10 protein-coding genes are annotated in these 10,898 nt (G+C 43.9%); 6 read left to right on the forward strand and 4 right to left on the reverse strand.

Going from position 1 to position 10,898, the window contains the following annotated elements; genetic code table 11:
* The first annotated feature begins 77 nt into the window (after positions 1–77).
* The gene (locus GDK41_RS14810) at positions 78–2,474 is read left to right on the forward strand and encodes a TonB-dependent receptor domain-containing protein (RefSeq protein WP_152087137.1); all 2,397 of its coding nucleotides are present in this window, start codon (positions 78–80) and stop codon (positions 2,472–2,474) included.
* Positions 2,407–3,435, forward strand: coding sequence for a carbohydrate kinase family protein (locus GDK41_RS14815; protein ID WP_232056472.1), 1,029 nt, complete (start codon positions 2,407–2,409; stop codon positions 3,433–3,435). Before GDK41_RS14810 ends, GDK41_RS14815 begins: the two co-directional genes overlap by 68 nt.
* A 64-nt stretch (positions 3,436–3,499) precedes the next feature.
* Here the strand turns inward: GDK41_RS14815 and GDK41_RS14820 are convergent, their stop codons facing one another.
* Entirely contained in the window at positions 3,500–5,926 is a 2,427-nt protein-coding gene (locus GDK41_RS14820; protein WP_152087138.1) for a zinc-dependent metalloprotease, read from the reverse strand.
* Positions 5,927–6,081: 155 nt separating this feature from the next.
* On the opposite strand from GDK41_RS14820, the gene GDK41_RS14825 reads away from it, so the two are divergent.
* Positions 6,082–7,050, forward strand: a complete 969-nt coding sequence (locus tag GDK41_RS14825) for a class 1 fructose-bisphosphatase (protein WP_152087139.1) — start codon at positions 6,082–6,084, stop codon at positions 7,048–7,050.
* 42 nt (positions 7,051–7,092) lie between these two features.
* Here GDK41_RS14825 and GDK41_RS14830 read toward each other — a convergent pair whose 3' ends face one another.
* Positions 7,093–7,434 carry a hypothetical protein gene (locus tag GDK41_RS14830; protein WP_442960217.1) on the reverse strand — a complete coding sequence of 114 codons (342 nt, stop codon included), beginning with the start codon at positions 7,432–7,434 and terminating at the stop codon, positions 7,093–7,095.
* A gap of 15 nt (positions 7,435–7,449) precedes the next feature.
* On the opposite strand from GDK41_RS14830, the gene GDK41_RS14835 reads away from it, so the two are divergent.
* Positions 7,450–7,779, forward strand: coding sequence for a DUF5522 domain-containing protein (locus tag GDK41_RS14835; protein ID WP_152087141.1), 330 nt, complete (start codon positions 7,450–7,452; stop codon positions 7,777–7,779).
* On the opposite strand, the gene GDK41_RS14840 is transcribed toward GDK41_RS14835, so the two are convergent.
* Positions 7,776–8,603, reverse strand: coding sequence for a sulfurtransferase (locus GDK41_RS14840; protein ID WP_152087142.1), 828 nt, complete (start codon positions 8,601–8,603; stop codon positions 7,776–7,778). The genes GDK41_RS14835 and GDK41_RS14840 overlap by 4 nt on opposite strands.
* A gap of 96 nt (positions 8,604–8,699) precedes the next feature.
* On the opposite strand from GDK41_RS14840, the gene GDK41_RS14845 reads away from it, so the two are divergent.
* Both GDK41_RS14845 and GDK41_RS14850 read left to right on the forward strand, forming a co-directional pair.
* Positions 8,700–9,737 (forward strand): glycosyltransferase family 9 protein, encoded by a 1,038-nt coding sequence (locus tag GDK41_RS14845; RefSeq protein WP_152087143.1) that lies wholly within the window; start codon positions 8,700–8,702, stop codon positions 9,735–9,737.
* Positions 9,721–10,506: a glycosyltransferase family 2 protein gene (locus tag GDK41_RS14850; protein ID WP_172971624.1), complete on the forward strand. Its 786-nt coding sequence runs from the start codon at positions 9,721–9,723 to the stop codon at positions 10,504–10,506. Before GDK41_RS14845 ends, GDK41_RS14850 begins: the two co-directional genes overlap by 17 nt.
* Here the strand turns inward: GDK41_RS14850 and GDK41_RS14855 are convergent.
* The gene (locus GDK41_RS14855; RefSeq protein WP_152087600.1) at positions 10,503–10,892 is read right to left on the reverse strand and encodes a group I truncated hemoglobin; all 390 of its coding nucleotides are present in this window, start codon (positions 10,890–10,892) and stop codon (positions 10,503–10,505) included. The two genes, GDK41_RS14850 and GDK41_RS14855, sit on opposite strands and share 4 nt — an antisense overlap.
* Positions 10,893–10,898: the final 6 nt, after the last annotated feature.

Genomic DNA, 10,898 nt, shown 5'->3' on the forward strand with positions numbered 1-10,898 from the left:
TAACTTACTTAATCGATTAAGTATGTAACTACACATGAGTGGTGCCATACTGCAAATTGACAACAACGAGGCACATTATGAGAAGAATAACCCCAACTTGGTTTGCCCTAAGTGCAATTACACTTGCGATAGGTTCAAATGCATCAGCGCAAGAGCAAGCCCAAAGTATCGCCAAACCTAAAAATGAACTAGAAAAAATCATCGTAACGGGCGTGCCACAAAAGCGCACAGTCATGGCGTCTAGTGTCTCGGTTAGTAGCATCTCGGCTGAACAAATTAATGTATCAACTCCTAGAACCACGGCTGAGGCATTTAGAATTCTGCCCGGAGTTCGCTCTGAATCTACAGGCGGTGAAGGTAATGCGAATATCGCCGTCAGAGGTCTACCCGTAGCATCTGGCGGAGCTAAGTTTTTGCAATTACAAGAAGATGGCTTACCGATTTTACAATTTGGCGATATTGCTTTTGGTAATGCTGATATTTTTATGCGCCTTGATACTACCGTGCAAAATGTCGAGTCTATCCGCGGAGGTTCGGCTTCAACTGCAGCAAGCAATGCACCCGGTGGTATTATTAACTTTATCTCTAAAACCGGAGACAGTGAGTCGGGCAGTATCACAACCACATTCGGTTTAGATTATGACGAGTTTAGAACCGACTTCGAGTACGGCAGTTACCTGTCGGATTCTGTGCGTTTTCATATTGGAGGCTTTGTACGTCAAGGCGAAGGAGCCAGAAATACCGGCTATACGGGTAACCAAGGCGGTCAAATCAAAGCGAACCTAACCAAAGACTTTGATAACGGTTATGTTCGACTTTACTTCAAGCATTTAGATGACAAGAGCACGGGTTATCTGCCCATGCCAATGCGCGCAAACGGCGACTCCATAAGCGGGTTTGACGCGCTTAGTGATACACCTCATTCAGCGTATTTTATCAAAACACAAGGTTTAGGCGCGGACAATGAAAATCGACAAGGGGATATGCGTGATGGCATGCATCCGCAAGTTGACAGCTTTGGGGTAGAAGCCAGTTTTGATTTAGACAACAACTGGACAATAGAAAACCGTTTACGCGTTTCTAGCGTTAAAGGCACCTTTAATGCACCATTTCCTGCCGAAGTGGGTGATGCACAAAATATTGCTGCTAGTATTGCTGGTGAAAGTGCAACACTGAAATATGCCAATGGCCCGCAAGCAGGCATGACTGTAAGTGACCAAAATATCATGCGAATTCATACCTTTGATGTAGAAATGCAAGATTTTGGTTCACTCGTTAACGATATTAAATTAACTAAAACGTTAGCAAGTGACACCTCCATCACTGTGGGCTTTTACGCGTCAGAGCAAAGCATTGCCATGTCTTGGCTGTGGAATTCTTATCTAATGGAGATCAAAGGCGATAATGCCGCATTGATTGATGTATTTGCAGTGGATGGTGCATCATACTCAGACAATGGCCTTTATGCTTATGGTACACCTGCATGGGGCAATTGCTGTCAACGTAACTACGATACCGATTACTCAACAAGAGCCCCTTATATCGCAGTGTCTAGTCAACTTGGTGATTTTACCTTTGATGCAAGCGTGCGTTATGACTGGGGTGAAGCAACAGGCACATACGCAGGCGCCGTGGTGTCAGAGCGTGATATTAATGGTGATGGGGTTATCTCAAAACCCGAAGAGCAAGTGGCAGGAATTAATCTAGCTAATCCTAGTGTGGTTAATTATGACTGGGATTACACCAGTTACTCTATCGGCGGTAACTATCAGATCAACAATAGCCGAGCTGTTTTTGCCCGACTCAGTGAAGGGGCGCGTGCCAATGCAGATCGCTTACTGTTTGGTAAAGTTGCGCCAGACGGCAGCGTTACAAAAGAAGATGCGATTGATGAAGTCACACAAGTTGAATTAGGCCTTAAACAGCGCTTTGACAATGGCAGTTTATTTGCCACCGCCTTTTATGCGCAAACTGAAGAGCAAAATTTTGAAGCCACCAGCCAACAATTTTTTGACCGCCAATACGAGGCACAAGGCATTGAGCTTGAAGGCGTTTACTTTTTTGGCTCATTTGATTTTAGAGGTAATTTAACGTGGACCGATGCTGAAATTACCAAAGATGCATTATCTCCAGATGTGGTTGGACACACGCCTCGCCGACAGGCTGATTTTATCTATTCCCTGATGGGACGGTACAACATGGCACAAGGAGCCATTGGAGTGAGCTTGATTGGTACCAGCGATGCCTATGCGCAAGACAACAACGACTTAAAACTTGATGGCTATACTCAGGTCAATGCTTTTGCCAGTTACGATGTCACTCAAAACCTGTCAGTGTCTTTGAATGTTAATAACCTATTCGATACTGTCGGGATCACAGAAGCTGAGGAAGGCGTGATACCAGATAATGGAATTATTCGCGCCCGCAGTATCAATGGCCGTACAACGTCATTTACACTCAAGTATCAATTCTAGAGGGCTTACTATGTCACACTGTGCTGCGATGAAATTAACCTGTTTTGGCGAGGCGTTAATTGACTTACTGCCAGATCAAAAAGGCGCGCTATTGCCCATTGTCGGAGGTGCCCCCGCCAATGCGGCCGTGGGTTTTGCGAAGCTCGGCGGTAACGCTGAGTTTATAGGTGGACTGGCAAACGACGCTTTTGGCAAAAAGATCCGCAGCACATTAGAATCTTATGGTGTAACGACAAGGTATTGCCCAGCTTTTGATAATACTAATACGGCACTTGCTGTCGTGACCCTTGACGAACACAACGATAGGCAGTTTAGTTTTTATCGCACTCAAAGCGCCGATCTATTAGTACGCGAAGCTGACTTTGCCAAGTTTCAGTGGCCTGTGTGTGGGTTATTCCATTTTTGCTCTAACACGCTCACTACCAGTGAGATTAGCAAAACTCATATGGCGCTACTTAAACAAGCAGATGTACACCAACAACTTATTAGTTTTGATATAAACCTTAGATTGAATTTGTGGCATGACGTATCGCAACTGAGCAGTCGTGTGGAAGCCTGTTATGCCTACTGCGACATTCTCAAATTTAGCCTTGAAGAGCTGGAATACTTGAGCGAAGCAGCTAATTCAACACCCCAACAATACTGCCATTGGCTATTTTCTTTGGGCGTTAAAGTTGTGTTGGTTTCCAATGGTCAGCACCCTGTGCAGCTGCGTACTCAAACACAATATGTTGAAGTAGCCACGCCAGATATTGAGGTGATTGATACCACTGGCGCGGGTGACAGCCTGATCAGCGGCTTTTTATTCTATATCTCACAACTTGGTGTGAACAAAGTGAATTTAGCCAATAGCACTGATAAGCTGGAATTAGCCGCTAAATTTGCAGTTAGGTGCGGCGCGCACACCTGCACTCAACTTGGTGTAATGCAGGCCTTGCCAACGCTAGAGCAAGTCTCTTAACCCCTTTTAAAAACACAAAAGCTGGCAAATGCCAGCTTTTTCTTACAACTTACAGCCAATTTTATTAAATCGGTGATCCTGGTGGCATTTTCAGTGCTTTAAAGCCTTCTGGCCATTTGCCAGTGTCTAAAAAGGCATTGACCTGTCTTGCCAGTTCATGACGATAAGCGGTTTCTTCACTCACGTTGCTAAATAACGATTGCTCATCAAACTGCTTGGCAACTCGCATCAACTGAAATCTCAGCTGTGCTTGTACTTCTGGCTCTACTTTGTCAGAGCTGGCAAGTTGTGCCATACGTGCTGCCGTCAAATACTGTACACGTTGGCTAAGTTTTAGCGCCATTGCACCACTTGCTTGTGCGTCAAATACCTTTCTATATAAAGCGTTTAGCATTTGCACCAAACCAAAATGCTTGGCATCGCGGGCATGATGTTGTGATAAACGATTTAAACGCTCAGCATTGAGTAATAGGCTCAAACTATGATTGGCAGCCACTTCAGGCAACGCCATAGCATCAAGTACTAGGCCGGTTCTGCCATAAATGCTTTCACGCGTTTTGCTTTCACCATAGGCTTTAGGCGGAATCAATGCTAATACTCGCTCAGGGATACGTAACTGCTCAGCATCTAAGGTTTTTAATACCGCCTGTAGTGCTTTTCTTTGCTGTGCATTGTCTACAATCTTAGCGCCTTTTACGGCTTGAGCACTGCGTACTTCATAACTGTAATCTACCCCACCTATGAGTTTAACCGCAGACTCCACTTGATAACGGTGGAATAGATAAAGTGGCACCAGCTTTTCTTCTAGTTGAGACAACGCCACGCCTGACTTAATATTGTTAATGCCAAAGCTATTTAGCGCCTGCTTGCGCACATCAAGCACACGTTGCAGCTCTGCGGCTGGGTCATTACCGTTATCCCATAAATGCGCCGTAGGATGCGCGCCACCTTGTGCTCGAGCATCACTATCTGAAATAAATTCTAACCCTAACTCACGGTTTTCATTCAAAATAGCCTGCAACCCTTTAGCTTCATCGGCTTTACTAAAGTCGCTGTAGCCATATTTAATCACCTGCGTATCCCACTCACCCATGCCTTTAGCATAGCCCTGGCTGATATCTAACTTACCATTTTTATCAAAGCCAACCAGAGGATGTGGATAATCCATCACCGACGCTCTATCTTTGGCAGATGCCGAGAAGTTGTGGGCAATACCTAGCGTGTGACCAATCTCATGCGCACTTAGCTGACGAATTCTATCCAGTGCCATATCGTGCAAACGACTCACAACTTCATCACCCTTAACAAATGGTGCCGCTAACGCCTCAGCAATTAAGATATCTTGACGAACTCGCAGTGAACCCAGTGTCACGTGGCCTTTAATGATCTCACCTGTACGTGGGTCAATGACTGATGCACCGTAAGACCAACCGCGCGTTGCTCGATGCACCCACTGGATCACGTTATAGCGAATGTCCATTGGATCGGCGCTATCAGGCAATATTTTAATTTGAAAGGCGTTTTTATAACCCGCAGCGGCAAATGCACTGTCCCACCACTTGGCACCATCTAGCAACGCGGTTTTTACCGGCTCAGGTACACCTGGGTCTAGGTAATAAACAATGGGCTCTACCGGCTCACTCACTTTGGCTGAAGGGTCTTTTTTTACTAAACGATGGCGAGGAATGTAGCGAACCAACATAGACTCGCCTAACGGCGCTGAGTAATCTTTATGCTCTATGCTCCAATAACCCGACTGTGGATGGAATTTACGAGGTTGGTAATTATCATCTGGCAATTTAACCAATGAATGATGCTGATGAACGGTGATGGCATATGGGTCTGCAGCTGCTTGGCGAACAAATTCACCCGGTTTAGACCCAGTAAAGGTGAGCACCGCTTCTAATTCCGTGTTTTCAACAAAAGCCTTACTGCGAGGCATAAACACCGCGCTACGGCTTTTATCTAGACTAAAACTACCCTGCTCACGCTGCGCCAGTGTTCTACTTACTGCATGGACATCCGACAATAAATAAGGCGTGTAATCAATAAGCACACTGTCAGCGTCTTCTGCTACGACAGTGAACCCTTGCAGGATACTGGATGCAAACGCTTCGTTGACACTTTGCTGCTCCGCGGGATTTGCAGAGCTTGCACGATAGTAACTGTTTAAAGCGCGCAGCATCACTTTATCGCCAAAGCGCTCAAATTGAACGAGATATGTGCCGCCTAACTGCCCTCTATCTAGGCCAATGTCATTGGAACCCACCCCGTAAGGTAAGCTATGCTGTAATAAAAATGGTTGCTTAAGCTTGTCGACATCTAAGTAAATTTTGCCGCTGTTGGTATCGGCATAAAAGGAATAATAGCCAGGAAAACGATTTAACTTGTCAGTAAACTCGTCAATGGGCTTAATTGCTGCGACGGCTTGAGTTATCATAGCGCCTAGCAAAGTAAAGAGAACGAAAGATAGCTTCCCTATTTTTCTCATATTCTTACCTTGTTATTAGTGGTTTTAATGGCTGATTAAACCCCAGTATATAAAGTTGTATACAAAATTCAGCTATTTTAAGACGAAATTACGTGCAGCGTTGGTCTCCTCTCACATATAAAGGCCGCTGCCACAACGTTATCAGGATCAAAAATATGCGTAGACTCCCTCCAGTGCTTATTGAAGATGGTTGTTCAAGAGAGTTACTTTCTCTTATTCGTACAATTTTAGCGGCATGTAAAGAGATTTCATTCCGTGTTGGTCAAGGCGCCCTATCTGGCGTACTCGGCTCAACACTTGATGAAAACATTCAAGGTGAAACTCAAAAAAAGCTAGATGTTTTATCTAACCAACTTTTAAAAGACATTCTACTTGAGTCTGGCTACGTTAAAGCAATTGCATCAGAAGAAGAAGACTACACCGTAGCGGGCAACCCTGACGCCGAATATATTGTGGCATTTGACCCACTAGATGGCTCATCAAATACTGACATTAACTCACTTGTGGGTACCATCTTCTCCATTATGAGAGCGCCAAAAGATTCAGATCCTGCCGATGAGCGTATTTTTATGCAGCCAGGCCATCAGCAAGTTGCGGCAGGTTATGTACTTTACGGTCCATGCACCACCTTAGCACTGACTATAGGTAAAGGCACACGTATTTTCACATTAGATAAAACTCACGGCAGCTTTATGCTAACCGAGGAGTTTGCCAAAATTCCTGAAGACACCAAAGAGTTTGCAATTAACGCCTCTAACCAGCGTCATTGGCAGCCTGAGATGCAAAACTACGTCAATGACTTGTTGGCTGGTGAAACTGGCCCGCGTGGTAAAAACTTCAACATGCGCTGGATAGCCGCCATGGTTGGCGACGTACACCGCGTACTGTGCCGTGGTGGTTTGTTCACCTACCCTGCGGATACCAAAGATCCAAACAAACCATATAAGCTACGTTTATTATACGAAGCCAACCCAATGGCCATGCTTGTTGAGCAAGCAGGCGGTATAGCTCATACGGGTGAAGAGCGTATTTTGGAGATTGAGCCGCAAGAGATCCACCAGCGTGTTTCGGTGATCTTAGGCTCTAAAAACGAAGTGGAAGCGTGCTTGGGGTATCATAAGTAAGCTAAACATTTTAAAGCGAAAAGCGAGCATCAGCTCGCTTTTTCATTGTAACAGCGCCATTAATTGACTGATTTTTTCGAGGGTTAATTCACCCATTTGTTCGGGGTTAGAAAGCGCATAGAGTACCCCCTCAACGTGGCTATGATCTATATCACCACGCATTTCTAATAAATTTGCCCATAACTCTATTTCATCAATATCTACCTGTCCTTGCAGTACTTGCCTCAAAGCAGCACATATATCGACGTTACTAACAACGTAGCAGCTCTGATCCTGTGGATAATTCATCAGGCGTGTGTAGACATTTTGATAGCCTGGCGCAAAACGCACCAACGTTGCTAAATCTTGGTAATGGGCTGTGGTATTATCTATGTCGTTATTCATCACGTTGGAAATTTCATGCTCTGTTCTAATTGCAAGCAACAAATCAATTGCAGTGCCAATCAGCAATGCTGGTGTATGGAGTTGCCCAACATTTTACCTTTATCAGACGCTGATGGCTGTTTATGCCGAGCTTGTTTGATCACAAAGTTACGCACGTACATTGATAGCTTAAGCCAAAAGCCCATAGCGGAGCAACTGGCATTAGCCCGTCCGTTCAAGCATTCAGCGGCCATTGAAGGGCTTGATTACAGCATTGAAAAAGGCTTTTTAGTCATGAGTCGCTGGGCGCATCTAAAACGCGGCAGCTGTTGTGGCAATGGCTGTAAACACTGCCCTTTTAGCTAAACACCCGTTGCAACAGGCAAATCACTAGGTTGTCCCCATTCGCTCCAAGAGCCATCATATACCGCCAAGTTTACAAAGCCGCACTCATCTGCTGCCATTGCTAAAATGCAGGCCGTTACGCCAGAGCCACAGCTAAACTGCAAGGCTTGATCGGTCACGCCTAAGTTTGCAAAAAGCGTCTTTAATGCTTCCACTGACTTTACCAAACCTTGCTCATTGAGTATTTGCTGATACGGTAGATTTTTACTATTGGGAATATGCCCACTTCGCATGTTTTCTCGCGGCTCTGAGTCTTCGCCTGTAAAACGTTTAGTCCCACGCGCATCAAGTAAAAGTATCGCGTCATTATTTATCGCTCTGAGCACCTGCTGACTATCAATAAAGTAATTCGCTCGCGGTTTTGCAACAAAATCTCCCACGTCTTGATTGATGGCGTACTCTTGCACACACGGCAAATCAAGTGCTTGCCAACGCGGTAAACCGCCATCGAGCACGTATACCTGCTCAAAGCCCATACTTTTAAACATCCACCACGCTCTTGCAGCACTAAACAACCCCATGTCGTCATAAACAACGACGGTATCTGTTTGATTAATACCTAGCTGGCGCATATTGGCTTGAAATTGCGTACTTTCGCACATGCTATTAGGTAAATCTGTATTGGGATCTGATAAAGCACCACTGATATCAAAACGTTTTGCGCCGTGAATAATGGCACTCGGAGCATAGGATGTCTTTACGCCGGGCTTGACTATGCCAGCGTCCAATACATGCACTTTATTGAGGTGCTCAGCCAGCCATTCACAGCTTTTTAAATTCTTCACTTCTACTCCTTTTTGTTCACCGTAACAGATGAAGTTTTATATATTATCAAGTTATACTAGGCCAATATAATGGTGCAATAAAGCTTCGATATAATTTTGAAAACACTGCAAACTGAACAGGTAAAAGGTCCAATTCTCGTCGTATTACCTAAATTTATTGGTGATGCTATCAATGCTATACCTGCTATGAAGCTCTTACATACCCTGTATCCCAATAATAAATTAGTGCTGTTAGCCAGCGCTGCCGTATGCGAATTGCTCACTCGAGCTGAATTTACTAACCTTGATTTTGTATGCGTTGATAGTTTTGGCAAAAGCAGAGTTTCAATAAAACTGATTAACGAATTACGAAAGCGTAAATTGTCACTCGCTTTTTTATTTAGGGGCTCGCTTGGCGATGCGTTATTGTGCAAACTTGCTGGCATAAGGACACTTATTGGTTATGCACAAAATGGTCGTTCTCCGCTGTTAAGTTACGCTCTGAGACTAAACCCTAACCATCACTATATCAATCGCTATTGTAGACTTATCAATGAGCCTCATAACAACCCTTTTGCGTATTTTACTCATCCAACTTTGCGCACTGACTCATATACACGCCCTGATAATAGCCAAAATAGAAAAGTCATTTGTGTATATATGGGTAGTGCAAATAAGGGGACTAGATATTACCCAAGTCAAAGTGCCCACACTGCACTTTCACAAATCGCTCGGCAAACTGAGTGTGAGTTCTTGCTTATAGGCGCTGAGCACGAAAAAGCAGACAATGCTCAATTATGTCATGCGTTAAAGTCAAGTAATATCGAAGTGACTGATCTCAGCGGTAAAACCAATATGACAGAACTAGTCGACACTATCGCACAGTCAAATTTAATGATTAGTATAGATTCTGGCCCCATGCATATTGCATGTGCTGTTAACGTAAATTGTATCGCTTTGGTTGGCATAGGCACGAGCCCTTGGTCATCTGTCGAGCCACTCACAAAACGATGCATCCCTCTTTTTGCTAACCCTCTTATGCTTGATGATTCAAAAAAGCTCGCATCTATCTCACCAGATAAACTAGCAAAACTTGCAATCAACTTACTTAAAACACAAATCGACAAGGACACTGAACGTGAATACTCGCAATAAGACAACCCCCATTCCCGTAAGTGTATTCATTGTCACGTTAAATGAGCAACGCTACATAGCGCAAGTACTAGAAAGCATAAAAAGCTTTGCTGAAATTATCGTTGTAGACTCTGGCAGTTCTGATGAAACAGTTAGTATCGCAGAGCATTTTGGCGCAAAAGTTTACCACCAAGATTGGTTGGGGTTTGCCAAGCAAAAGCAGTTTGCTTTGGAAAAGTGCAGTTATGACTGGGTACTTAACTTAGATGCAGATGAAGTATTGACTGATGCTTGTATCGACGAAATTATTAAACAAATTGAGCTCGATAAGTATTCTGCAGTGCGCTTTCAACGGGATGATATTTTTATCTATAAAAAGCCCAGTTTACTTGCTCGCAAAGATAATAATGTGCGATTTTATAAACGCAATAACGCAAAATTTAACGTAAATCAACAAGTACACGAAAGTGCTAAAATTGAAGGACCAGAGCTCAAATCAACAGCGAGCTTTGTTCATCATGGGTACAATGAAGTCGCAACGCTAGTTCTGAAAACCAACGACTACTCCACATTAAAAGCGCAAGACAAATTTGCCAGTAACAAGCGCAGCTCTCTAGTTAAACTACTACTGGTTTTTCCTGTTACTTTTATCAAAGAGTTTTTTATCAGAAGAAAAATATTTTCGGGCAGAAGAGGCTTTATTTTATCGATGATAAATGCGCAGTACGCTTTTTTAAAAGAAGCAAAACTTTTTGAGCTCCACGAAAAAGCGAAGCATCAACAAAACTAGATCTTTATTATCTGTGCACGCATTGGAGCCAAACGCGCTAGAATTTTATTTTGTATTGGATGAGCAATACCCGTTTCGCTCATGGCGGCTATCAGCAAGTCTACCGTATGATTGAAGTCATGTTCATTAATTTGCATGCCTGTGTGGATCTGCGCCATGCTGTCACCTTCGTACGTGCACGGGCCATCTAATACATCACACATATGGGCAATAAATCCAGCACGAAAATGGCTCACATTGGTTTGCTTAAAATAGGCAAAAACCACATCATCTTTACCGATTTGATTGATAAACGCATCCACTAGCTTCTCTAACCCAGCTTGTTCGCCTACCTGCTGATATAAAGAGTTTGGTGAGCTTTGACAGGCTGGTAACGCAATCAGCATGGTTAT

Origin of the sequence: Pseudoalteromonas sp. A25, from assembly GCF_009176705.1 — a bacterium.
Lineage (GTDB): Bacteria > Pseudomonadota > Gammaproteobacteria > Enterobacterales > Alteromonadaceae > Pseudoalteromonas.